A 23,921-nucleotide genomic window follows, 5' to 3' on the forward strand; every position below is an offset into this window, starting at 1 on the left:
TTGCCAGCAAGCATTCGTGGCAAAGGAGCTCGCGTGAAACTGGGTCTACAGCTGGGTTACTGGGGCGCGCAGCCGCCCACCGGAGTCGGCGAGCTCGTGGCCGCCGCTGAGGAATCGGGCTTCGACGCGATCTTCACCGCCGAGGCGTGGGGGAGTGACGCGTTCACCCCGCTGGCCTGGTGGGGCAGCCAGACCTCTCGGGTCCGGCTCGGCACCTCCATCGTCCAGATGTCGGGCCGTGCGCCCACCTCGATCGCGATGCACGCGCTGACCCTGGACCACCTCACCGGTGGTCGGGCGATCCTCGGCATGGGCGTCAGCGGACCGCAGGTGGTCGAGGGGTGGTACGGCCAGCCGTTCGGCAAGCCGCTGGCCCGCACCCGCGAGGTCGTCGAGATCGTGCGCAAGGTCCTCGCCCGCGAGGACAAGGTGACCAACGACGGTCCGCACTACCCGCTGCCGTTCAACGGCCCCGGCTCGGTCGGTCTCGGCAAGCCGCTCAAGCCGATCGTGCACCCGCTGCGAGCGGACCTGCCGATCTGGCTGGGCGCCGAGGGTCCCAAGAACGTGGCCCAGACCGCCGAGATCGCCGACGGGTGGATCCCGATCTTCTACACCCCCAACAGTGCGGCGATGTACCAGCCGTGGCTGGACGAGGGCTTCGCCCGCCCGGGCGCCCGACGCACCCGCGCCGACTTCGAGATCGCCGCGACCTGTCACCTCCAGATCGTCGAGAACGCCGAGCAGAAGCAGCAGGTGCTCGACACGATGAAGCACTACGTCGCGCTCTACATGGGTGGGATGGGGGCCAAGGACGCGAACTTCCACAAGGAGGTCTTCACCCGGATGGGCCACGGCGCCCTGGCCGACAAGGTGCAGGAGCTCTACCTCGGCGGCCGCAAGGACGAGGCGGTCGGCCTGATCCCCACCGAGCTCGTCGACGACATGCACATCGTCGGCACGATCGGTGAGGTCAAGGAGAAGGTCGCCCAGTGGGAGGAGACCGGCGTGACCACGCTGCTGCTCAGCTTCCGCTCGGCCGACGAGATCCGCCGGGTCGCCGAGGTCCTCGCGTGACAGCTCCCGATCCGCTCGCGCCCGCGCAGCTGGGTCCGATCACCCTGCGCAACCGGGTGATCAAGGCCGCCACGTTCGAAGGCGCCTGCCCCGAGGCGCTGGCCAGCGACCGGCTGATCGACTACCACCTCGCCGTGGCCGAGGGCGGGGTCGGGATGACCACGGTCGCCTACCTCGCCGTCGCTCCCGACGGGCGCACCCACGCCGACCAGATCTGGTGGCGCTCCGACGCGCTCCCGGGACTACGGAAGCTGACCGACGCCATGCACGGGGCAGGGGCCAAGGTCAGCGCCCAGATCGGCCACGCCGGTCCGGTGGCCAACGCCGCCTCCAACGGGGTGCCGTCACTCGCGCCGAGCCGGAGCTTCAACCCGCTCTCGCTCAAGTTCAACCGAGCCGCGACGCACGACGACATCGACCGGGTCGTCGCCGCGCACGGTGCCGCGACCCGGATGGCGATCGAGGTCGGCTTCGATGCCGTCGAGGTGCACCTCGGGCACAACTACCTCGCCAGCGCGTTCCTCAGCCCCAAGCTGAACAAGCGCCGCGACGAGTTCGGTGGATCGCTGGTGAACCGGGCCGACTTCCCGCGGCGGATCCTGGCCGCCGTGCACGAGGCGGCGCAGGGCCGGATCGCTGTCACCGCCAAGCTCAACATGCGCGACGGCTACAAAGGCGGGTTCGACCTGGTCGACTCGATCCCGTTCGCCCAGACCCTCGAGCGCGACGGGCACCTCGACGCGATCGAGCTGACCGGCGGGTCGAGCCTGATGAACCCGATGTACCTCTTCCGGGGTGACGCCCCGGTGGCCGAGATGGCCGAGCGGATGCCGCTGCCCGGCGTGATCCGGGTCGGGATGAAGGCGGTCGGGAAGGGCTTCTTCAAGGCCTACCCGTGGGAGCCGCTGTACTTCCTCGAGTACGCGCGCCAGTTCCGCGCCGCCGTCGACCTGCCGCTCATCCTGCTCGGCGGGATCACCGACCTGCCGGCGATGGAGACGGCGATGGACGAAGGGTTCGAGTTCGTCGCCATGGGGCGCGCCCTGCTGCGCGAGCCCGACCTGGTCAACCGGATCGCCGCCGATCGCGGGACGCGCTCGGCCTGCATCCACTGCAACGTGTGCATGTCGACGATCTACCCGGGCACGCACTGCCACCTCGATCCCGACCACGTGTACGGCGTCCCGATCCCGATCCGCCCGGAGGTAGCCCGATGAGTGATCCCTACGCGTCGATGAAGACCGGCTACACCCGTGACGACGCCAGCCCGGAGGAGGTCGCCCGGCAGGCCGCCGTGGTCGGGCCCCTTGCTGAGAGCGTGCGCGAGCTGATCGATGCGGTGATCCGCTCCGAGGTCGACCCCGAGGAGATGGAGTCGGTCCGCAAGGAGATCGAGGTGCTCACCGAGCGGCTGCGGGTCAAGCAGCTGCCCGGCGCCTTCGGCGTCAGGATCAGCCAGGGCCGAGGGCGTGCCTGGGGCAACCCGGTCGTCGGGCTGCGCAACGCCATGTCGCCGCCGCTGGTGACGGTCAAGGAGCCCGACGGCCTGGTCTGGGCCGAGACCGTGCTGGGTGCCCGTTTCGAGGGCCCCCCGGGGATGGTGCACGGCGGGGTCAGCTCGCTGCTGCTCGACCAGATGGTCGGGGAGGCCGCCTCCGCGGTCGGTGCGCCCGGGATGACCGGCAAGCTCAGCCTGCGCTACCTCCGGCCGACCCCGTTGGGTCCGATCCGGTTCGAGGCGAAGGCGGAGCCGAGCGTCGGGGTCAAGACGCTGGTGCGGGCCTGGTCGGTGATCGGCGAGGGCGAGGACCGCGAGGTCTGTGTCGAGGCCGAGGCGATCATGATCCTTCCGCGCTGGGCGCGCGAGCAGATCGAGGCCGCCAAGCAGGCTGCCGAGGTCGGCGGCGACGCGTTGCCCGAACCCCGTCCCAACCCCTTCATTCCGCGCGATGCCTACCGGGCCCGCGCTGAGACCGACGAGACTGGAGCCAACTGATGAACGACACCCTGCGCTGGGGCACCCACAACGGCCACCTGATGGCCGCCGCCCTCAAGCGTCACCGCGACCGTCCCGTCATCCACCTCGGGGACGTCACCCTGACCGGCGGCCAGGTCGCCGATCGGATCAGCCAGTACATCCAGGCGTTCGAGGCGCACGGTGTCGGCACCGGATCGGCCTCGGCGCTGCTCGCGCCCAACCGTCCCGAGGTGCTCTTCATCCTCGGCGCCGGTCAGACCCAGGGCTTCCAGCGCAGCGCCCTGCACCCGATGGGGTCCCTCGACGACCACGCCTACGTGATCAACGACGCCGGCATCACCGCGCTGATCGTCGACCCGGTGTTCGCGGCTCGTGCGATCGACCTGCTGGAGCGGTGCCCCGGCCTCAAGCAGGTCCTCACCATCGGTCCGGTCCCGGCCGGACTCGAGGCCGTCGGAACCGACCTGATCGAGCTCGCCGCGACGTTCACCCCGGCCCCGGTCGAGGCCCGCCTGCTGGCCCCCGACCACGTGGTGTCGATCGCCTACACCGGCGGCACCACCGGCAAGCCGAAGGGCGTCATCGGCACGGCGCAGACGATGGCGACGATGGCGCAGATCCAGCTCGCCGAGTGGGAGTGGCCGACCGAGCCGCGCTTCCTGATGTGCACCCCGCTCTCGCACGCCGGCGCCGCGTTCTTCGTGCCCGTCGTGCTCAAGGGCGGCACGCTCTTCGTGCAGTCGAAGTTCGACCCGGCCGACGTGCTCCGGATCATCGAGGGGGAGCGGATCAACTCGCTCATGGTCGTGCCGACGATGCTCTACGCGTTGCTGGACCACCCCGATTCACGCACCCGCGACCTGTCGTCGCTCGAGACCGTGTACTACGGCGCCGCGTCGATCAACCCGGTTCGACTGGCCGAGGCGATCGACCGGTTCGGCCCGATCTTCGCCCAGTACTACGGCCAGTCGGAGTCCCCGATGGTGATCTCCTACCTCGGCAAGGCCGACCACACGCCCGAGCGGCTGACCTCCTGCGGGCGGCCGTCGGCGTTCATCCGTGCTGCCCTGCTCGACCCCGAGGGCAACGAGGTCGGCGTCGGCGAGCCCGGTGAGATCTGTGTCGCCGGCCCCCTGCTGGCAGGCGGCTACTGGAACCTGCCCGAGGTCACCGCGGAGACGTTCCGCGACGGCTGGCTGCGCACGGGTGACGTGGCCAAGGCCGACGCCGACGGCTTCTGGTACATCGTCGACCGGACCAAGGACATGATCGTGACGGGCGGCTTCAACGTCTTCCCCCGCGAGGTCGAGGACGTGATCGCGACCCATGCCGCGGTCGGCCAGGTCAGCGTGATCGGCACCCCGGACGAGCACTGGGGCGAGACCGTCACCGCCGTCGTCGTGCTCCGTGACGGTGCGGACCTGAGCGACGCGCTGGTCGAGGACCTGCAGGCGCTGGTCAAGGACAAGAAGGGCTCGGTCCAGGTCCCCAAGCGGATCGTCGCTGCCGACGCCATCCCCATGACCGCGCTCGGGAAGCCCGACAAGAAGGCGTTGCGCGCCCAGTTCTCCTGAAAAGGTGGTCGATAACCCCGCAGGTGTGGTCTCGTTCTCAACGTAAAGAACCGGGCATCGGGCTCGGTCCTCGGGAACGGAGACACACCTGTGGGGATCAACTTCCGGCGTACGACGACAGCGGCCCTGACCGCCTCGGCCGTTCTGGCGATGACCGCGGTCGCGGTCGCACCGGCCGAGGCGGCGACGGTGACGGTGAGCGGCACGGTCAAGCTGGGCTCACCGGTCGTCGCGGCCGACGACCTCCAGGTGTTGCTGTGCGCAGCGGACTGCGTCAACAGCTCCTCGGATCCGGCCGCCAGCGACTTCACCGACAGTCTCGGCAGCTACTCGATGTCGGCGTCGACGGGGACCTACGCGGTCGTCGTCTACTACCTGTCGGACCAGCCCGGCTACGACTTCGCCGACGATCCGGCGTACCTCAAGCTCGACGGATCGAAGTACACGGTGACGACCAGCTTCGCCGAGGCCACCAAGCTGACTGTCGGCTCCGCCAACCTGACCTTCAGCCCGACGCTGGAGCCGCCCGTGACCAACGCCCAGGCGCGGTTCACCCAGAGCACCACCGGGTCGGTCGGCTACCTGCCGTGCGCCGGGCACACCACGACCGCGAAGCCGACGCCGTTCAGTCCGTCGAGCGCCCACCTGAGCTACCAGTGGTTGTGGGCCGACAGCAGCGTGATCGGCAGCAGCACGACGGTCCACACCATCGCGGGCGCGACCCGGGCGAGCTACACCCCGGGTGGCTCGTTGGTCGCCAAGCACCTCTTCGTGCGGATGTCGGCCACCCTGCCGGGGTACATCGCGTGGTCCGGTCGGGGATACATCGGGCAGGTCGGCAACCCCGCGACCTGCACCCCGCGCCTGGCGACGATCCCGAAGTCGTGGATCAAGTCCTACGGCAAGAAGCACGGCACCGCCAAGCACGGCAAGAAGGTCTCGATCGCCGGTGCCAAGCCCTCGGCCGCGAAGTACCGCCTCAAGGTCAGCTACCAGTGGCTGCTCGACGGCAAGGTCGTCAAGACGGGGAAGGCCTACAAGCTGCCGGCCAGCGCGAAGGGGCACACGCTGATCGCCAAGGTCACCTTCAGTCGCGCCGGCTACAAGCCGAAGGTGAAGTCGATCCGCTTCGGGAAGGTCAAGTAGCACCTCGAGGTGGCCCGCCCGGAGCTCCGGGACGGGCCACCTCGGCGGGTCAGGAAGCGGTGAAGTTCGGCTTCCGCTTCTCCGCGAAGGCGCGGGGGCCCTCCTTGGCGTCGTTGCTCTTGAACACTGCGGCGCCGACCTTGGCGTCGTCGGCCCAGGCGTCGTTCTCGTGCTTGCCCTCGGAGTCGCGCATCGTCTTGAGGATGGCCTGGACGGCGATCGGGCCGTTGGCCGCGATCATGTCGGCGATCTCGTGCGCCTTGGTGAGTGCCTCGCCGTCGGGAACGACGTGGCCGATCAGGCCGAGCTCCTTCGCCTCCGGGGCGAGCAGGGTGCGACCGGTCAGCAGCAGCTCAGCCGCCACCGTGTAGGGGATCTGGCGGGGGAGCCGGACCGCGGAGCCACCCATCGGGTAGAGCGACCAGCGCGCCTCGGCGACACCGAACTTCGCGGACTCGCCGGCGACCCGGATGTCGGTGCCCTGGAGGATCTCGGTGCCACCGGCGATGGCCGGACCCTCGACCGCCGCGATCAGCGGCTTGGTCAGCCGGAAGCCCTTGAGCAGGCCCTTGATCACGGTCGGGTCGTACTCGCCGGACTCGAAGCTCTCCGACGGCGGCCGCTTGTTCATCGACTTCAGGTCGGCGCCCGCGCAGAAGTAGCCGCCGGCCCCGGTGAGGATGACGACCCGGATCTCGGGATCGCTGTTGGCCCGGTCCCAGGCGGACTCCATGATCGAGAGCATCTCGCCCGACAGGGCGTTGCGGGACTCGGGGCGGTTCATGGTGACGATCAGCTTGTGACCGTCGACCTCGACGAGGGCGTGGGGAACGTGGTCCGGCGTGGCCTCGGGCTGAGCAACATCAGTGGTGGACATACCCAAGACGGTAGCGAAAAACTGAAACGTGTTCTAGTCTCGCGGTCATGGCCCTGAACATTGCCGATCTCTTCGAGCACGCCGTCGACGCGGCTCCTGACAATGCCGCCGTCCAGGTGGGGGACCACACGGTGACCTTCGCCGAGCTGGAGGCCGAGGCCAACAAGTTGGCCCACTACTTCGCCGCTCAAGGCATCGGTGTGGGAGACCACGTCGGTCTCTACTCCAAGAACTCAGCCGAGCACGTGATCGCCCTGATGGCGATCTTCAAGGTGCGCGCGACGGCGATCAACATCAACTACCGCTACGTCGCCGGAGAGCTGGAGTACATCTTCGACAACGCCGAGCTCGTCGGCCTGGTGCACGACGAGATCTACGGCGACCTGGTGAGCGAGGTGGCGCCGAAGTTCGACCGCCTCCGGACCATCGTCGCTGTCCCGAACGAGATCGACGAGGTCGGCGAGGCCGAGCTCGCCACGATCAAGTCGTACGGCGGCGTGCTGCTCGCCGACGCCGTCGCGGGGCAGTCCGACGCTCGCGACTTCGGCCCGCGCAGCGCCGATGACATCCACATCATCTACACCGGCGGCACCACGGGCTTCCCGAAGGGCGTCATGTGGCGCCACGAGGACTTCTGGCGCGTGCTCGGCGGCGGTATCGACTTCATGACGGGTGTCCCGCTGGAGGAGTACGACCAGTCCAAGAAGGCGCACGACGACAAGCTCATCACCCTGCCGCTCAGCCCGCTGATGCACGGCGGCGCGCAGGCCAGCCTCCTGATGCACCTCTTCGCCGGCCAGGTCACGATCCTCGAGCCCAAGTTCGACCCGGTCCGGACCTGGGAGCTGATCGACAAGTACGGCGTCCAGATGCTGTTCATGACCGGCGACGCGATGGCCCTCCCGCTGATCGACGCCTACGACGAGCACGGCTTCGACGGCTCGACCCTGTTCGCGATCGCCTCGAGCGCCGCGATCTTCTCCAAGCCGGTCAAGGCCCGTTGGATGGCCGCCTTCCCGAACGCCGTCTTCACCGACTCCGTCGGTTCGACCGAGACCGGCTTCCAGGGCACCGGCCTGCAGGACGCCAGCGCGCTCTCGACCGACGGCCCGGTGATCACGGCCGGACCCGACACTGCGGTGATCGGTGACGACAACCACCCGATCGACCTGAACGACCCGGCCAACATCGGCCAGGTCGGTCGCACCGCCCGCAAGGGCCACGTCCCGGTCGGCTACTACAAGGACCCGGCGAAGTCGGCCAAGACGTTCCTCGAGATCGACGGGGTCCGTTACTCGATCCCCGGCGACATGGCTCGGATCGAGGGTGAGGGGCGCCTGACGCTGCTCGGCCGCGGTTCGAACTGCATCAACACCGGTGGCGAGAAGGTCTACCCCGAAGAGGTCGAGGCCGCGATCAAGTTCCACCCCGACGTCTACGACGCGCTCGTGGTCGGGCTGCCCGACGAGAAGTACGGCCAGACCGTCGCCGCCGTCGTCCAGCCCCGCGAGGGCACGACCGTCGAGCTCGACGAGCTGCGCACCTTCCTGCGCACCCACCTGTCCGGCTACAAGTTGCCCCGTTTCCTCGCCGTCGTCGACGAGGTGCCGCGCAACGCCACCGGAAAGGCCCAGTACCCCGCCGCCAAGGAGCTCGCCCTGGCTGCGATCACCACGACAGGAGCACCCGTCTGATGCGCACCGACATCTGCGAACTGTTCGGGATCGAATACCCGATCTTCGCGTTCACCCCCTCCCAGCACGTCGCCGCGGCCGTGTCGCGGATGGGCGGCCTGGGTGTCCTCGGCGCCGTCCGGTTCAACGACTCCGCCGAGCTCGACGAGACCCTGACCTGGCTCGACGACAACACCGACGGCAAGCCGTACGGCGTCGACGTCGTGATGCCGATGACCGTCCCGACCGAGGGCACCTCGACCGACCTGTCGTCGTACATCCCCGAGGAGCACAAGAAGTTCGTCGACGAGACCCTGCTCAAGCTGGGGATCCCGCCGCTTCCCGAGGGTGAGGGCCGCGAGGGTGTCCTCGGCTGGCTGCACTCGATGGCGCGCTCGCACGTCGACGTCGCCCTGCAGCACCGCCCGGTGCTGATCGCGAACGCGTTGGGGACGCCGCCGGCCGACGTGATCGAGCAGGCGCACGCCGCCGGGGTGAAGGTGGCCGCTCTCGCGGGTGCTGCCAAGCACGCCGCCTCGCACGTCTCCAACGGTGTCGACATCATCGTCGCCCAGGGCTACGAGGCCGGTGGCCACACCGGTGAGGTCGCCACCATGGTGCTCGTGCCCGACATCGTCGACGCGGTCGGACCGGGTGTCCCGGTCCTCGCCGCCGGCGGTATCGGCTCCGGTCGTCAGCTGGCCGCCGCGCTCGCGCTCGGCGCCCAGGGCGCATGGACGGGCTCGCTGTGGCTGTCCACCGAGGAGTACCAGACCCTCAACTCGCACGCCGGCTGGGTCACGGCCTTCACCCGCGCGACGTCCTCGGACACGGTCCGGGCGAAGATCTACACCGGCAAGCCGGCGCGCCTGCTCAAGTCCAAGTGGTCCGACGCCTGGGCCGAGGAAGGTGCTCCCGCAGCTCTGCCGATGCCGCTGCAGAACCTGCTCGTCTCCGACGCGCACAACCGGATCAACGCCGCCGGCGACCCCGACGTGGTGTCGATGCCGGTCGGTCAGATCGTCGGCCGGATGAACGAGGTCAAGCCGGTCGAGCAGGTCATGCGCGAGCTGATCGCCGAGTACGAGGCCACCGTCAAGCGGCTCAACTCGCTGGGCTGAACCAGCACCGAAGAGGGGCCCCACGCCAGTGGCGTGGGGCCCCTCTTCGGTGGTGTCAGGGGTTGCAGATCCGGCAGGGAGCCAGCCGGGCGGCGGCCTCGTCACCGACGGCGGTCAGGTCGTCACGGTGCGCGACGAGAGGGCAGTCCCGGCGGTGCATCGTGGTGCCGGCACCGGCCACCACGATCAGCTGGCGCTCCGGCTCGGCCTGGGCCGCGGCGCGGGAGGTGACCTCGGCCAGCTGCAGCAGGGTGTCGCTGAGCCGACGCGAGGCGATCTGCTGGTCGGTCGTCATCCGGGCCAACCAGGCGCCGAAGTACAGGAACCCGCCGCAGAAGGTCAGGCCGAGGCCGAGGAGGCCACCGGAGACCAGGTAGGAGAGCTGGTCGTACTGGTAGGGCGTGTGGGCGGCGCCGTACCAACCGAGCAGGATCACGACCAGGCCGGTGGGAAGCAGGATCGCGCCGGCCCAGAAGAGCACCAGCTGGAGGGTCTTGTAGCCGTTGTCCTTCAGCGGTGCCGCGCCGTCCCGGCTCCCGGCGGTGCGGGCGCGGGGGAGCAGGGTGAGCTTCTCCGGCGCCGGCGCCGGCGGAGCCACCGGCGGCAGCGGCGGGATCTCCTGGGTCAGCGGGTTCGGGTCACCGAGGGGGGTGGTGGTCACTGGATTCTCCTAGTCGAAGGTGCTCAGAGAGCACGCGCTGGATGTGCTCAGAGAGCACGAAGGTCGGGGAGGCCGCTCTCGCAGCCGTGGGCACAGGTGGCGCCGCCACCCAGGGCGATCAGGCCGATCCGGCGCAGCCAGACTCCCGCGAGCGCAGCAGCCGCCAGGCCACCCCAGAAGATCAGGCCGGGGACGCTGTTCAACGGGGGAAGGCCGGGCGTGGCCGAGACCTTCGTGTTGGGCCCCAACCCGCCCGTGGTCAGGCCGGGCGACGTCGGCAGGTCGCCGCCGGTGCTCGTCGGCAGGGTGGTCACGCCCGTGCCACCGGCCGGCGGGCCGGAGACCGCCGACGGGGTGCCGGTCGAGGTGTCGGAGCCGGCCGTGGTCGGCGTCCCGCCCGAACCGAAGTCCATCTGCGGCACCGTCTGGGTCGACGCCGAGGCGTTGCCGAGCCGGACCACGATCTTCGGGGACAGGTGGGTGGCGGTGTCGATCAGCGAGCCGAGCTGCTGGAGCTGTTCGGGGAACATGCCCGTCAGGTTCCGGATCGCGGCGATCAGCGGGTCGAGCTGGAGCAGCTTCTTGAGCGCGCCCACGTCGACCCCGAGCACGAGGCCCTTGGACTCCGCGGTGGCCGTGGAGCCCTTGGTGCTGTGGGTGGCGTCGACGAGCTTCAACGTGATGCCGAGCGTCTTGAGCAGGTCGGTGGCCTGGGCGGGCAGGCCGGGGATCGCGAACTTCTGGCCGGCCGCGACGAAGCCCTCCTCGTTGAAGGCCAGCTTCTGGCCCATCAGGTAGACGGCACCGACGTCGGTGGAGGCGCTGCTGGTCGAGGAGGTGCCGTTCGAGGTGTTCCGCGCGGTGGCGGTGAGACCGTCGAGCTTGATCACGCCACCGAGCAGCGAGACCTCGCCGAGCGCGCTGCGGGCCACCGTGGTGACCTCCTTGTCGCCGAGCGTGACCCGACTGGTCGAGCTCGCGCCGCCCAGCTTGATCAGGCCGGTGAACTGCGTGGGGATGCCCGGCACCGTCGGGTCGGCGGCGGTGCTCTTCGAGGAGCCACCGAGCACCTGGCCCAGCAGCGGGAGGTTCTTGAGCTGGTCGGTGGCCGACGGCGGGGTCGCGGTCCCGGCGGGAGCCTCGCCCTCGCTGACGTCACCGTCGGTGGCGAAGCCGGCCTGGGCGCGGATCTCCTTCTCGCTCGCCTGCGCCCGCATCACGAGGCCGGGCAGCGGCTCCTGGCGCTGATCGGTCACGTCCCCGGGGAACTGGGCGTTGACCTGGACGGGGTAGCCGCCCGCGAGCAGCTCCGGCGGCAGGCCGAGCTGGCCGCCGAACGTCGCCAGTCCCTGACCGACCGAGTCGCCGGGCCACATCCAGCTGCCGAGGCTCTGCTGGGTGCCGACCTGGCTGTGCACCCGGGTGTAGGAGAGGTCGAGCTCGAGCTCGGGCTCACCGGGGTTGACCGGGATCGGGATGGTCGGCTCGTAGATCTCGATCCGGACCGGGGTGGCCTCGGCGTCGGCCTGATAGCCGCCGTACGCCGGCGCGCTGGTCGTGGCCGCGTCCTCGGCGTGGGCCGTCGGCGAGGCGGCGAGGGGCACGCACACGCCGAGGACGGCGGTCGTGGCGAGGACTGCTGTCGAGCGCCTCATGCGGCACCTCCTAGAACGACGTCGGCCATGGTCCGGCCGATCTCATCGGGTTCACCCGTGGCAACGATGCGACCGCCGACCATGACGGCGGCGTGGTCGGAGACGGCCAGTGCGGTCCGAGCGAACTGCTCGACGCAGAGGATCGCCACGCCGGTGGCCGCGATCTGGGCGACGGTCTCGTAGAGCTCCTCGACGATCAACGGGGCCAGGCCCATCGACAGCTCGTCGAGCAGCAGCAGGGCCGGGTCGGAGGCGAGTGCGCGGGCCATCGCCAGCATCTGCTGCTCACCGCCGGACATGGTCCCGGCGAGCTGGCTGCGACGCTGCTCCAACCGCGGGAAGTAGGTGAAGGCCGTGTCCTTGACCAGCTCGGCCGAGACCCCGGCGTACGACATCAGGACGAGGTTCTCCTCGACCGTGAGGTTCGGGAAGACACTGCGACCCTCGGGCACGGTGCACAGCCCGAGGCGGGCCAGCTCGGAGGGCTTCGGGTTGGTGAGGTGGACACCGCCGAGGTGCACGTCGCCGGCCGTGGCCTTCATCTGGCCGCTGATCACCTTGATCAGGGTCGACTTGCCCGCACCGTTGGGGCCGAGCAGCGCCATCACGGCGCCGCGGGGGACCGTCAGGTCGACGCCACGGAGGACCTCGATCCGGCCGTAGGCCGCGTGGATGTCGGTGAGTTCGAGGATCGGGACCATCAGACGCTCGCTCCAAGGTAGGCCGCCTGGACCTCGGGGTTCTCCCGGATCTCGGCGGGGGTGCCGGTGGCGATGATGCTGCCGAAGTCGAGGACGTGGATCTCGTCGCAGACCGACATCACCAGGTCCATGTCGTGCTCCACCATCAGGATGGCGCGACCCTCACCGGCCAGCTCCAGCAGGAGCTTGCCGAAGTCCTCGGTCTCGGACTCGTCCAAGCCGGAGGAGGGCTCGTCCAGGAGCAGCAGCTTCGGGTCCTGGACCAGGCACCGGGACAGCTCCAGGAGCCGCGCCACGCCGGTCGGCACCGAGTCGGCGCGGTCCTGGGCGTAACCGGCGATCCCGACCCGCTCGAGCACGGGGAGGACGTCGGCATCGGCGGAGCGGAACACGCCCCGCCAGCCGGCGTGGATGTCGCGGGCGACCTTGACGTTCTCCGCCACGGTGAGAGACCCGAAGGCCTCCAGGCGTTGGAAGGTGCGGGCGATGCCCAGCTGCGACCGCTTGTGCACCGGCAGCTTCGAGATGTCCTCCCCGCGGAACCAGACCGTGCCCTGGGTCGGCTTCTGCAAGCCGGTGATCACGTTGAACGACGTGGTCTTGCCCGCACCGTTGGGCCCGATCAGGCCGGTGATCTGCGACTCGGCGATCGAGTAGGTCGAGTCGTTGACCGCCGTGACGCCGCCGAAGCGGACCACGACGTGGTCGACGTCCAGGATGCTCATACGTTCACCGCCTCAGGGTGGGTCGGTGCCTGGCCGGACACCTGGTCCGCCGCGGCCGGGAGGGGAGTGCCGGGAGCCTCGTGCGCGTCCTGGTAGGCACGCCCGAACGGTCGCGGGATCCTGCTTCCGAACCGACCCCAGAGCCACGAGCCGCCGATGAAGCCGAAGTTGGCCAGACCGTTGGGGTTGCGACCCAGGGCGACCGCACCGAAGCCGATCACCAGGAAGACCATGCCGGCGAGGTTCGGGTTGCTCGAGGCGAAGACGCCCATCTCGGCGAGCACGATGCCGCCGAGCGCGGCCCCGGTGACGCTGGTGACGCCGCAGACGACGGCGACCAGGAGGAGGGGCAGGCTGGCCAGCACGTTGAACTCCGCCGCCGAGACACTGCCGCGCAGCCCCGCGAGCAGGGCACCGGCGAAGCCGGCGATGCCGGCCGAGGCGCCGAAGATGCCGACCCGGAACCAACGCTGGTCCGCGCCGAGCGTGCTGCACGCCGCCGGGCTGTCGCGCATCGCGATCAGCAGTCGACCCAGGGGGCCACGGCGACCGGCGAGCAGGAGGATCCCCGCCAGCAGGAAGAAGCCGATCATCAGCATGACGTAGACGACGTTGCTGCTGATCTCGGACCCGAGCACCGTCAGTCGGGGCGCGTCCAGGAAGCCGGCCGTGCCGAACGCGAACGGCGCCTGGAAGACCAGCTTGTCCATCACCACGGCGAAGGCGAGCGTGCTCAGCGCCAGGTAGAGGCCGGTCAGGCGCAGCGTCGGAAGCGCCACCAGGGCCCCGACGATCCCGGCGAGGACGGCAGCGACGAGGAGGCCGACGAGGTTCGGCTGGTCCAGCTTGATGTAGGCGACGGCGCCGACACCCGCGAACGTGTACTGGGAGAGCGAGAGGTAGCCGCCGTACCCGGTGAGCAGCACCATCGAGAGCATCACGATCGCGTACGTCGCCATCGCGCCGGCCAGCAACAGGTTGCCGGGGGAGAGCGTGACGACGACCAGCAGGGTGGCCACCCAGGCGGCGGCACCGACCCACAGCGATCGTCCGAGCTTCGGGACCTTGACCGAGACCTGACCCTTCACCTGGCCGATCCGGAGCTGTTCGGTCGGCAGCGCGATGATGATGATCAGGAGGAACGCCGCGGGGACGCAGGCACGCAGGCCCGAGAGGAACCCGATCGTCGGCAGGTAGGCGACGGCGTAGGCCTGCATGACGCCGAGTGCCATCGCGCCGACGAAGGTCATCGGCAGGTTGATCAGGCGGCCGAGCATGGCGGCGGCGTACGCGTTGATCACGAGCATCGTCAGCTGGTAGTAGTCGAGCGAGCCGATGGTCGGAGCGATCAGGATCCCCGCCAGGGCGGCGAGGGAGGAGCCGATCGCCCAGGACAGGGCCGCGACCGCCTCGGGACGCCCGCCGAAGAGCTCGAGCAGGCTGGCGTTGTCCACCGAGGCCCGCATCGCGGTGCCGATCCGGGTGCGGTCGAGCAGCAGGTAGAGCAGCACGGCCGTCAGGGCGGCGACCGTGACGATCAGCATGTCGTGGCCCGTCACGACGACGCCGAAGAGCTTGATCGAGACGCTCGGGAAGAACGGCTGGATGATCCGCGCCGCCGGGGGCCAGACCTGCTGTGCCAGTCCGATCAGACCGACGAAGAGACCGACCGAGACCACCAGGGAGATCCGGACGGGTGCCTCACCCAGTCCACGCATCAGGAAGCGCTGCACGAACCAGCCCATCGCGGGGGCGACGACGAGCAGCACCAGAGCCAGGGACAACCAGGTCGGAATCCCCTGGCGGTAGGCGAAGTCCCAGTAGACGAACGTCATCACCATCCCCATCGCGCCGTGCGCGATGTTGAAGATGCGCGTCGTCGCGTAGGTGAGCACCAGGCCCGACGCGGCGATCGAGTACGCCGCTCCGGTGATGATGCCGGCGATCGTGAAGGCGAGGAAGGCGGTCATTTCGCCGAGGTCAATCCGCTGCAGGAGTACTTCGTCGGACCGTCGGGAACCCACTTGCCGCCGCTGAGCTTCAGCCAGCGGTAGCAGTCGCCGGTGCCCTTGGACCCGACGGGCATGGGCGAGTGCAGGCCGTTGCCCGTCCACCCGTTCACCTTCCTGACCGCAGCGATCAGGTTCGCTCGGGTCAGGTTCCCGCCGAGCTTCTTGGCCTGCTGGACGAAGAGCTCGGCCGCGGACCAGCCGTAGATGCCGGAGAAGTCGGGCGTCGCGCCAGGCTTCACCTGGTTCAGCCACTTCAGGTAGAGCTTCTCGGCCGGGCTGCTCGCCGACTCCTCGAACGGGACGAACGAGGTGAACAGCCGGGTCCCGTCGCCACCGGCGCCGGCCGCCTCGACGTACTTCGGGTCGTAGGACGACAGGTCGGTGATGTAGATGTCCGGCTTGTAGCCCTGCTGGTTCATCGCCGCGGCGAGACGGGCGGCCTGCTGGTAGGCGCCGAGGAACTGGACGACCTTGACCCCCTTGCGCTGCAGGTTCTGCACGTAGGGCGCGTAGTTGAACTCGGTGACGTCGATCGGCTGGAAGACCGTGTAGGTGATGCCGGCACGGGTGTTGGCGTTCTTCTGCGCGATCGCGTTCTCGGCCGCGGCGCCGGCGTTGAGGTAGAGCATCGCCGCGTTCTTCACCCCGGCCGGAGCCTTGGACTTGATGTAGTTCGAGACCGCGTTGTGGAAGATCTTGGGGTTGATCGCCTGGGTGCCGAAGCAGTTCGAGCAGTTGGCCCGAGCGCCGGTGATGATCGTGGCTCGGATGTCCGGGATGCCGCACTTCTCGGCGGTGGCGGCGCCCCCGGAGTCGAAGGCGCTGAACGAGCCGACCGCCGCGAAGGAGCTGGTGCACGCGTTGGCGTAGGCCTGCTGGTCCGCACCGGCATCGGTGCGGCTGTCGTAACCGGCCAGAGCCAGCTTGCGGCCACAGATGTTGTCGGTGGAGTTGAAGTACTGGATGTAGGCGCGGACCGCGTCCTGCGCGGCCTGGAAGAGGCCGGGGACCGGGCCCGAGAGGTCGCTCGCGTTGCTGATCGTGATCGTCGACGCGGTGATCCCGGGACCGTTCTTGAACCCGTCGCAGGAGCCGGCCTTGACGCCCTTGACGCCCGAACCGGTACCGGTCCCGGTGCCCGTTCCCGTACCCGTACCGGTTCCGGTACCTGTGCCGGTGCCCGTTCCCGTGCCGGTTCCGGTACCTGTGCCGGTCCCGGTGCCCGTTCCCGTGCCGGTCCCGGTTCCGTCACCCGTCCCCGCGCCCGGAACGCCGGAGCCGTCCCCGGTGCCATCGCCCGAACCGTCCCCGGTCCCGGCGCCGATCTGGTTCCCGTTCGCGTCGGCGACGGTGTTCGGATCGAGCGCGGAGCCACAGCCTGTGAGCAGCAGTACGGCGGCGATTGACATTGCGGCGAGGCCTCGACGGCCAGCCTTGGTCCCCATGACGTGGGTCATCCCACTCTCCAAAACTAGAACACGTATCAGTTTTGAGGAGCGTAGCGTATGAGTGACAGCGATCACATAGAAGACAACGACGAAATCACCAGAGGATTACGGGTTTGACCACAGTTCCTGTCTGAGCCGCCTCGAACGCCTCGTCGAGCTGGTCCACGGAGTAGGTCTGGATCAGGTGGTCGACGTCGAACTTCCCGGCGGCTGCGAGGGCCAGGAGCTCCGGGACCATCACCTTCGGGTCCGAGTCGCCCTCGAGCGAGGACCGGATCGTCTTGCCCGACTGCAGCAGGTCGATCGCGTCGATCGTGTACTCCGCCGCGCCCAGGCCCAACGCGATCAGCTCGCCCTGGGTGCGCAGCGAGCGCTGCGCGTTCAGGACCACGTCGCTGATCGCGGTGGTGTCGATCGCGTGGGTCGCCCCGGCGCCGCCGGTGAGCTCCTTGATCCGAGCGACCGGGTCCTCGTTGATCGGGTCGATCCCGATGGCGCCGTACCGGGCCGCGAGCTCGCGCCGCTCCGGCTTCGGGTCGACGGCGATCAGGGTGCCGGCCCCGCTGTTCTGCGCCGCCGCCAGGGCGGCCAGGCCGACGGCACCGACGCCGAAGACCGCGAGCGCCGTCTCCGGACCCGGCTGGATCAGGTTGAGCACGGTCCCGGCGCCGGTCTGGAAGCCGCAGCCGAACGGCGCGATCCGAGCGAGGTCCAGGGACTTGTCCACCACCACGCAGTTGTCGGCGTACGCCAGCGCGTAGCCGGCCAGGCTGGACTGACCGAAGAAGTTGCCGAACACGGGCGAGCCGTCGGCCGACAGTGACGTGCTGCCGTCGAGGCGCATGCCCATGTAGTTGAGCATCAGTGTGTTCTCGCAGTAGGCCACCCGGCCGTCCTTGCAGGCGGCACAGGTCCGGCAGGAGCGGTAGCTGAGCACGACGTGGTCGCCGACCTCGATGCCGTTGACGTCGTCGCCGACGGCCTCGACGACGCCCGCACCCTCGTGGCCGAAGACGCTCGGGAACATCTCGGCCGGCAGGAAGGAGCGGATCGTCAGGTCGGTGTGGCAGATCCCTGTGGCGACCATCCTGATCAGCACCTCGTCGGCGCGCGGGGCGTCGACCTGGATGTCCTGCAGGGTGAACGGGCCGCCGGGGGAGGAGACCACCGCGGCGCGGGTGCTGGTCGGCTGGGTCACTGGACCGCTCCGCTCGCGATGGCCGCACCGATGCGGCGGGCCTGGTCGGTGGCGCCGCCGGCGGTGAACTCGAGCCGCTTGGCACCCGTGAAGTAGCGGTGCGCGACCCCGTCGAGGTCGATCCCGACGCCGCCGTGGATGTGGACCGTGGTGTGCGCCAGTCGGTGGCCCGCGTCGGCGGCCCAGAGCTTGGCGGTGGCGACCTCGACCGCCGCGGGCAGTCCCTCGCTCAACCGCCAGACGGCCTGCCACAGGGTCAGTCGTGCCCCGAGGGTGTCGATGAAGCCGTCGGCCAGCCGCTGGGAGACGGCCTGGAAGGTCGCGATCGGGCGGTCGAACTGCTCCCGCTCCTTCGCGTACGTCGCCGTGAGAGCCAGGGCGCCTTCGCAGACGCCGAGCTGCTCGGCGCAGATCAGAGCGGTGGCGACCTGGCTCAGCCGCGCGGCGGTCACGCCGTCGGCGGTACCGACGAGGCGGTCGCCCGGGATCCGGACGCCGGCGAGGTCGAGCAGGCCGAGGACGTCCCCGTCCATGATCGGCTGACCCGTCACGCTGAGGCCGGCCTCGTCGGACCGGACCAGGAAGACCGCGGTGCCGGTGTCGGTGCTGGCCGTGACCAGGAAGGCGTCGGCCGTCAGTCCGGCCCGGACCTGGACCTTGGCACCCTGGAGCACCCAGTCATCGTCCGCTCGCGTGGCCGAGGTCTCGGGGTAGGTGGGGTCGACGTCGTGCTCCTCGGCGATCGCGACGGTGAGCACCGTCGCGCCGTCGGCAGCGGCGGTGACCAGGTCGGCGAAGGCATCCCCGCTCTCGGCGAGCACGGTTGCGGCGGCGATGTGGGTGGGCGCCGGCAGCGGTGCGACCAGGCGGCCGAGCTCGACCACCACTCGGGCGGTCTCGATCAGGGAGAGGTCGGCGCCGCCCTGGGAGGCGGGCAGGTTGAGGCCGAGCAGGCCGGCCTCGCCGAGCGTCGTCCACAGCTCCCGGTCGAAACGGCCGGTGGCGGGGGAGCCGAGCTCGCGGATGCGTTCGGGCGTGACCTTCGCCGTGACGATCTCGGCGGTCAGGGTGGCGGCCTCGTCGGCCTCGGTGCTGAAGCTGAAGTCCATGGTCTCTCTCCTTCTCAGCGCTTCGCGGCGGGCAGGCCGAGGCCGACGTAGCCGATGATGTCGCGCTGGATCTCGTTGGTGCCGCCGCCGAACGTCATCACGAGCGAGGAGCGGGCGTAGCGCTCCAGGCGTCCGTGCAGGACGGCAGCGGGACCGCCACCGAGGGCGTTCGGCCCGACGATCTCCATCAGGGTGCGGTAGATCTCGGTGTTGAGCTCGGAGCCGTAGACCTTCGTCGCCGAGGCGTCGGCGGGCGACATCGTGTCGATCTCGGTGGCGAGCTTGTAGTTGAGCAGCGTGGAGGCCTCGACCCGGGCGTGGGCGCGACCGAGCAGGATCTGCACCCACTCGGCGTCGATCACGCGGGAGCCGTCGGGGCGCTTGGTCTCGGTGGCCCACTCGCGGACCAGGTGGAGCGAGTGCACGGTCGCGGCCGAGGAGGTCAGCGCGACCCGCTCCCGGTTGAGCTGGGTGGTCATCAGCTTCCAGCCGCCGCCGCGCTCGCCGACCAGGTTCTCGTAGGGGACCCGGATGTCGGAGTAGTACGTCGCCGACGTGCCGACCCCGGCCACCGTGTGCACGGGGGTGTAGGAGAAGCCCTCCGCGTTCGCCGGGACGAGGATCATCGACAGGCCCTTGTGTCGCGGCTGGTCGGGCTCGGTGCGGCAGGCCAGCCAGATCCAGTCGGCGTACTGGATCAGGGAGGTCCACATCTTCTGGCCGTTGATCACCCACTCGCCGGTGCCCTCGTCGAGCGTCGCGCGGGTCTTGAGCGAGGCCAGGTCGGTGCCCGAGGCCGGCTCGGAGTAGCCGATCGAGAAGTGCAGCTCGCCGGAGAGGATCTTCGGCAGGAAGAACTCCTTCTGCTCGTCACTCCCGTACCGCATGATCGTTGGACCAATGGTGTTGAGCGTCAGATAGGGGATCGGCACGCCGGCGACGGCAGCGACATCGGTGAAGATCAGCTGCTCGACCATGGAACGGTTCTGGCCGCCGTACTCGGTCGGCCAGCCGATTCCGAGCCAGCCGTCGGACCCGATCTGGCGAATGACATCGCGATAGACACCTCGCTCTCCGAACTCGCCGGTGGCGGAAGCCAATCCCGCGCGAATCTCGGGGGTGACAAGGTGGGCGAAGTAGTCCTGCAACTCTGCCTTGAGTTTCTCCTGGGCAGGTGTCAACGCGATCTGCATGTGATAAAACTAGAACAAGTTCTACCTCCCGTCCATGATGGAGATCCGATGAGCGACGTCTCAGTTTCGCCGGCCCGCAGCCTCGACCACGGGTCTCAGCCCGTGCGCTTCGCCCGCGGATGGCACTGCCTCGGCCTGTCCGAGACCTTCCGCGACGGCAGGCCGCACGCCGTCCAGGGTTTCGGCACCAAGCTGGTCGTCTGGGCCGACACCCAGGGCAAGCTCAACGTGCTCGACGGGTACTGCCGCCACATGGGCGGTGACCTCACCCAGGGCGCGGTCAAGGGTGACGAGGTCGGCTGCCCCTTCCACGACTGGCGCTGGGGTGGCGACGGCAAGTGCAAGCAGATCCCGTACGCCCGGCGTGTCCCGCTGCGTGCCCGCACGCAGCGCTACGAGACCGCTGAGCGCAACGGGCAGCTGATGATCTGGCACGACCCCGAGGGCTCGGCCGCCGATCACGACATCCTGCCGCCCGAGCTGGACGGCATCGCCGACGGGCTCTACTCCGACTGGCGCTGGCACGTCGTCCCGATCGAGGGCTCGCACTGTCGTGAGCTGGTCGACAACGTGGTCGACATGGCGCACTTCTACTACGTGCACGGCGCGTTCCCGACGTCGTTCCGCAACGTCTTCGAGGGCACCCAGGCGACCCAGTTCATGGAGTCGAAGGGACGCCCCGACGTCTCCGGCGGCTACGGCTCGGCCGACCTGATCCTCAAGTCCGAGGCGACGTACTACGGCCCGAGCTACATGATCAACTGGCTCGAGGTCGACTACAAGGGCTTCATCACCGAGGTCATCCTGGTCAACTGCCACATCCCGACCGGCAACGACTCGTTCACGCTGATGTACGGGCTGGCGGTCAAGAAGCCCGAGGGCCTCGACGACGACACGATCGAGATCATCGCCTCGAAGTACTCCGAGATGTTCGGCTCCGGGTTCCTCCAGGACGTCCACATCTGGCAGAACAAGGTGCCGGTCCAGAACCCGCTGCTGTGCGAGGAGGACGGGCCGGTCTACCAGCTGCGTCGCTGGTACGAGCAGTTCTACGTCGACGTCGCCGACGTGGAGCCGGACATGGGCGCTCGCTTCGAGTTCGAGGTCGACACCACCAAGGCCAACGAGTACTGGCAGGCCGAGGTCGCCGAGAACCTCAAGGCGATGGCGGCGGCCGGCGAGATCTCCGGCCACTGAGATCGGTGACCCCTCATGGCCTCCTTCGCGCCGACGAGCGCTGAGACACTCGCCGACCAGCAGCGGTACGTCGCCAGCGGGCTGACCGAGGTCGCCTGCCTGGACTGCCTGGCGCGGGTCGGTGTCCGCAAGAACAGCGAGCACATGACCTCGGTGCAGTGGACGACCGAGGCTCGGGAGGCCTGCCCCGACCTCACCCGGCGGGTGCCCGAGGGTCCCCGACGGTCCATCCAGGCGGCCTGCCCGAGAATGACCGCAACCATCAATGCAGCCGTCGCCGACGGCTCCCTCCCGATCGGATTAGGTGTTGACTGAGCAGTCCTACCGGCTGACCGTCCTCGACATCGTCGAGGAGACCGTGGACGCCCGCACGATCGTCCTGGATCCGGGTGAGCACGCAGCCGACTTCGGCTACCGCCCCGGTCAGTTCCTGACCGTCGGGATCCCCAGCGACCAGACCGGTATCGCGGCTCGGTGCTACTCGCTGTCGTCGAGCCCGCACGAGCCGGGCCCGCTCGCGGTCACGGTCAAGCGGACGGTCGACGGCTTCGCCTCGGGCTGGCTCACCTCCGAGCTCAAGGTCGGTGACTCGCTCCAGGTCCTGCCGCCCGCCGGCATCTTCACGCCGGCGTCGTTGGACGCCGACCTGCTGCTCTTCGGCGGCGGCTCGGGGGTCACCCCGATCATCTCGATCGCCCGCAACGCGCTCGCGGTCGGCACCGGTCGGGTCGTCGTCTTCTACGCCAACCGCGACGAGACGTCGGTGATCTTCGCCGACGAGTGGACCGCCCTGGCGTCCGAGCACCCCGAGCGGCTTCTGGTGGTGCACTGGCTCGAGTCCGTGCAGGGCCTGCCCTCGCAGGCGCAGCTCAAGGCGTTCGCCGCGCAGTACCTCGACTTCGACGCGTTCGTCTGCGGTCCGGCCCCGTTCATGAAGGCCACCGTGGACGCGCTCAAGGAGCTGGAGTTCCCGCGGGCACGTCGCCACCAGGAGAAGTTCGTCTCCCTCGGCGGCAACCCGTTCGGTGAACCGGTCGCCGAGGCGTTGGACCACGTCGTGGCCGAGGCCGAGCCGGACTCCGTCCCGGGGCCGGCCCAGGGCCCGACGGCGCTCGAGGTCGAGCTGGACGGCACCACCTACACCTTCGACGACTGGCCCGCCGACACCACGATGCTCCGGCACCTGGAGTCCAAGGGCGTCAAGGCGCCGTACTCGTGCGAGGAGGGGGAGTGCAGTGCCTGCGCCTTCCGCCTGCTCAGCGGCGACGTCAAGATGCTGAAGAACGACGTCCTCGACGAGGAGGACCTCGCCGACGGCCTGCGGCTGGCCTGCCAGGCGCTCCCGACCAGCGACTCGGTCAAGGCGACGTACCACTAGAAGTTGGCCCCCGCGATCCCTGGTGAGATCGTGGGGGCGAACTCATTCTCGGGTTCACCGGACGAGGGAGCCGTACCCGGAGCGCGACAAGACGGCCTTCTAGGAGTCCGTCATGAGCTGGTTCGTCCTCGTCCTCTCGGGAGCGCTCGAGGCCGTCTGGGCCGTCGCGCTCGGTCGTTCCGAGGGATTCTCCCGCCTCGGCCCCACCGTGCTGTTCGCCGGTGCACTCGCCCTCAGCATGGGCGGCCTCGCCTATGCCCTGCGCACCCTGCCGGTCGGCACGGCGTACGCCGTCTGGGTCGGGATCGGTGCTGCGCTGACCGTCGGTTTCGGCATGGTCAGCGGGAGCGAGCCGGTCAACCTCGTCCGGATCCTGCTCATCACCGGCCTGATCGGTTGCGTGATCGGGCTCAAGCTGGCGCACTGAGTCGGCCGACGGCGAACCACGCCACGGCCGAACGGCTGAACGGCCCGCCCGTGGGCAGCTCGGCGCGGACGAACTCCTCGACCCGGCGCCGCTCGTCGGCGCTGAGGGCGGCGAGACCCTCCCCGATCGGCCCGGGCGCCACGCTCACCGGCTCCCAGAAGTCGTCCGCGTCGGCGTAGTCGACGACGACGTCGAGCTCCCCGGACGCCTCGACGTCCAGGCCGGCGGCGCGCATCAGGTTCGGGATGTCTGCCCGGGCGGTCCCGACGATCGGCGGGTGCGGCTCGACGTCCGGACGCACCGACCGGATCCCTCGGGCGGCCAGGTCCAGCATCCCGTGCCGGGGCACGTCCCAGAAGCAGGCCGCGATCGTCCCGCCGGGGACGGTCACGCGGACCATCTCGGCCATGCCCCGCTGCGGGTCGTCCATGAAGCCGATCACGAGCGAGGACAGCGCGGCGTCGAAGTGGGCGTCCGGCCAGGGCAGCTGCTCGGCGAACCCCTGCCGGACGTCGGCGGCCGGGAGGGCTGCGCGGCACGCTGCGACGAACGGTGGGCTCGGGTCGATCCCGGCCACCAGCTCGGCCGATCCGACCCGCTGCGCAAGGACAGCAGTCAGGCCACCTGGCCCGCACCCGACGTCGACCACCCGCATGCCGGGAGCGATCCCCGCGGCGGTGGCGAGCAGGGGAGCGAGCTGGGCCGTGTACCGACCCATGAACCGGTCGTAGAGACCTCCGGAGACCTCGAATGACATCTCTTCACGGTGCC

At 69.5% G+C, this 23,921-nt stretch carries 22 protein-coding genes and 1 riboswitch; of the genes, 11 read left to right on the forward strand and 11 right to left on the reverse strand.

What is annotated here, in order from left to right:
• Window positions 1-33 precede the first annotated feature (33 nt).
• The 5 genes from ACZ5J1_RS05995 (at window position 34) to ACZ5J1_RS06015 (ending at window position 5,775) form a co-directional block, all read left to right on the forward strand.
• Window positions 34-1,077 (forward strand): LLM class F420-dependent oxidoreductase, encoded by a 1,044-nt coding sequence (locus ACZ5J1_RS05995; RefSeq protein ID WP_464563461.1) that lies wholly within the window; start codon window positions 34-36, stop codon window positions 1,075-1,077.
• Window positions 1,074-2,294 carry an NADH:flavin oxidoreductase gene (locus ACZ5J1_RS06000; RefSeq protein ID WP_464563463.1) on the forward strand — a complete coding sequence of 407 codons (1,221 nt, stop codon included), beginning with the start codon at window positions 1,074-1,076 and terminating at the stop codon, window positions 2,292-2,294. The genes ACZ5J1_RS05995 and ACZ5J1_RS06000 overlap by 4 nt, the downstream gene beginning before the upstream one ends.
• On the forward strand, window positions 2,291-3,073 hold the full coding sequence (locus ACZ5J1_RS06005; protein ID WP_464563465.1) for a PaaI family thioesterase: 783 nt from the start codon (window positions 2,291-2,293) through the stop codon (window positions 3,071-3,073). Before ACZ5J1_RS06000 ends, ACZ5J1_RS06005 begins: the two co-directional genes overlap by 4 nt.
• Entirely contained in the window at window positions 3,073-4,629 is a 1,557-nt protein-coding gene (gene fadD8 / locus ACZ5J1_RS06010) for a fatty-acid--CoA ligase FadD8 (protein WP_464563467.1), read from the forward strand. The genes ACZ5J1_RS06005 and fadD8 overlap by 1 nt, the downstream gene beginning before the upstream one ends.
• A 90-nt stretch (window positions 4,630-4,719) precedes the next feature.
• Entirely contained in the window at window positions 4,720-5,775 is a 1,056-nt protein-coding gene (locus tag ACZ5J1_RS06015; protein WP_464563468.1) for a hypothetical protein, read from the forward strand.
• Window positions 5,776-5,824: 49 nt separating this feature from the next.
• On the opposite strand, the gene ACZ5J1_RS06020 is transcribed toward ACZ5J1_RS06015, so the two are convergent.
• Complete coding sequence (locus ACZ5J1_RS06020; RefSeq protein ID WP_464563470.1) at window positions 5,825-6,652, reverse strand: crotonase/enoyl-CoA hydratase family protein; 828 nt, start codon at window positions 6,650-6,652, stop codon at window positions 5,825-5,827.
• Between the two features lie 47 nt (window positions 6,653-6,699).
• Between ACZ5J1_RS06020 and ACZ5J1_RS06025 the strand changes: the two genes are divergently transcribed.
• Both ACZ5J1_RS06025 and ACZ5J1_RS06030 read left to right on the forward strand, forming a co-directional pair.
• On the forward strand, window positions 6,700-8,346 hold the full coding sequence (locus ACZ5J1_RS06025; protein ID WP_464563472.1) for an acyl-CoA synthetase: 1,647 nt from the start codon (window positions 6,700-6,702) through the stop codon (window positions 8,344-8,346).
• Entirely contained in the window at window positions 8,346-9,446 is a 1,101-nt protein-coding gene (locus tag ACZ5J1_RS06030) for an NAD(P)H-dependent flavin oxidoreductase (RefSeq protein WP_464563474.1), read from the forward strand. The genes ACZ5J1_RS06025 and ACZ5J1_RS06030 overlap by 1 nt, the downstream gene beginning before the upstream one ends.
• A gap of 55 nt (window positions 9,447-9,501) precedes the next feature.
• Here ACZ5J1_RS06030 and ACZ5J1_RS06035 read toward each other — a convergent pair whose 3' ends face one another.
• From ACZ5J1_RS06035 to ACZ5J1_RS06075, 9 genes are all read right to left on the reverse strand, one after another.
• Window positions 9,502-10,107, reverse strand: a complete 606-nt coding sequence (locus ACZ5J1_RS06035; RefSeq protein WP_464563476.1) for a hypothetical protein — start codon at window positions 10,105-10,107, stop codon at window positions 9,502-9,504.
• 47 nt (window positions 10,108-10,154) lie between these two features.
• Window positions 10,155-11,762: a choice-of-anchor P family protein gene (locus ACZ5J1_RS06040; RefSeq protein ID WP_464563478.1), complete on the reverse strand. Its 1,608-nt coding sequence runs from the start codon at window positions 11,760-11,762 to the stop codon at window positions 10,155-10,157.
• Window positions 11,759-12,463, reverse strand: coding sequence for an ABC transporter ATP-binding protein (locus ACZ5J1_RS06045; protein WP_464563479.1), 705 nt, complete (start codon window positions 12,461-12,463; stop codon window positions 11,759-11,761). Before ACZ5J1_RS06045 ends, ACZ5J1_RS06040 begins: the two co-directional genes overlap by 4 nt.
• The gene (locus tag ACZ5J1_RS06050; RefSeq protein ID WP_464563480.1) at window positions 12,463-13,188 is read right to left on the reverse strand and encodes an ABC transporter ATP-binding protein; all 726 of its coding nucleotides are present in this window, start codon (window positions 13,186-13,188) and stop codon (window positions 12,463-12,465) included. Before ACZ5J1_RS06050 ends, ACZ5J1_RS06045 begins: the two co-directional genes overlap by 1 nt.
• A complete protein-coding gene (locus ACZ5J1_RS06055) occupies window positions 13,185-15,158 on the reverse strand; it encodes an ABC transporter permease (protein WP_464563482.1) in 1,974 nt (657 codons plus the stop codon). Before ACZ5J1_RS06055 ends, ACZ5J1_RS06050 begins: the two co-directional genes overlap by 4 nt.
• Window positions 15,155-16,657 carry an ABC transporter substrate-binding protein gene (locus ACZ5J1_RS06060; protein WP_464563484.1) on the reverse strand — a complete coding sequence of 501 codons (1,503 nt, stop codon included), beginning with the start codon at window positions 16,655-16,657 and terminating at the stop codon, window positions 15,155-15,157. The genes ACZ5J1_RS06055 and ACZ5J1_RS06060 overlap by 4 nt, the downstream gene beginning before the upstream one ends.
• 85 nt (window positions 16,658-16,742) lie before the next feature.
• Window positions 16,743-17,846 (reverse strand): NAD(P)-dependent alcohol dehydrogenase, encoded by a 1,104-nt coding sequence (locus ACZ5J1_RS06065; RefSeq protein WP_464563486.1) that lies wholly within the window; start codon window positions 17,844-17,846, stop codon window positions 16,743-16,745.
• A complete protein-coding gene (locus ACZ5J1_RS06070) occupies window positions 17,843-18,955 on the reverse strand; it encodes an acyl-CoA dehydrogenase family protein (RefSeq protein ID WP_464563487.1) in 1,113 nt (370 codons plus the stop codon). The genes ACZ5J1_RS06065 and ACZ5J1_RS06070 overlap by 4 nt, the downstream gene beginning before the upstream one ends.
• A gap of 14 nt (window positions 18,956-18,969) precedes the next feature.
• Window positions 18,970-20,148: an acyl-CoA dehydrogenase family protein gene (locus tag ACZ5J1_RS06075; RefSeq protein ID WP_464563489.1), complete on the reverse strand. Its 1,179-nt coding sequence runs from the start codon at window positions 20,146-20,148 to the stop codon at window positions 18,970-18,972.
• A gap of 48 nt (window positions 20,149-20,196) precedes the next feature.
• Here ACZ5J1_RS06075 and ACZ5J1_RS06080 point away from each other — a divergent pair, with 48 nt between their 5' ends.
• The 4 genes from ACZ5J1_RS06080 to ACZ5J1_RS06095 all read left to right on the forward strand — a co-directional run bounded on the left by ACZ5J1_RS06080 (window position 20,197) and on the right by ACZ5J1_RS06095 (window position 23,150).
• Window positions 20,197-21,345, forward strand: coding sequence for a Rieske 2Fe-2S domain-containing protein (locus tag ACZ5J1_RS06080; protein WP_464563491.1), 1,149 nt, complete (start codon window positions 20,197-20,199; stop codon window positions 21,343-21,345).
• 15 nt (window positions 21,346-21,360) lie between these two features.
• The gene (locus ACZ5J1_RS06085; RefSeq protein ID WP_464563493.1) at window positions 21,361-21,660 is read left to right on the forward strand and encodes a hypothetical protein; all 300 of its coding nucleotides are present in this window, start codon (window positions 21,361-21,363) and stop codon (window positions 21,658-21,660) included.
• Window positions 21,653-22,723 carry a 2Fe-2S iron-sulfur cluster-binding protein gene (locus tag ACZ5J1_RS06090; protein WP_464563495.1) on the forward strand — a complete coding sequence of 357 codons (1,071 nt, stop codon included), beginning with the start codon at window positions 21,653-21,655 and terminating at the stop codon, window positions 22,721-22,723. The genes ACZ5J1_RS06085 and ACZ5J1_RS06090 overlap by 8 nt, the downstream gene beginning before the upstream one ends.
• A 34-nt stretch (window positions 22,724-22,757) precedes the next feature.
• Window positions 22,758-22,824: riboswitch (guanidine-III (ykkC-III) riboswitch) on the forward strand.
• An 11-nt stretch (window positions 22,825-22,835) separates the two neighbouring features.
• Entirely contained in the window at window positions 22,836-23,150 is a 315-nt protein-coding gene (locus ACZ5J1_RS06095; RefSeq protein WP_464563497.1) for a DMT family transporter, read from the forward strand.
• Here the strand turns inward: ACZ5J1_RS06095 and ACZ5J1_RS06100 are convergent.
• Entirely contained in the window at window positions 23,134-23,907 is a 774-nt protein-coding gene (locus ACZ5J1_RS06100; protein ID WP_464563499.1) for a class I SAM-dependent methyltransferase, read from the reverse strand. The two genes, ACZ5J1_RS06095 and ACZ5J1_RS06100, sit on opposite strands and share 17 nt — an antisense overlap.
• Window positions 23,908-23,921 lie beyond the last annotated feature (14 nt).

Source organism: Nocardioides sp. JCM 18999, from assembly GCF_055391175.1.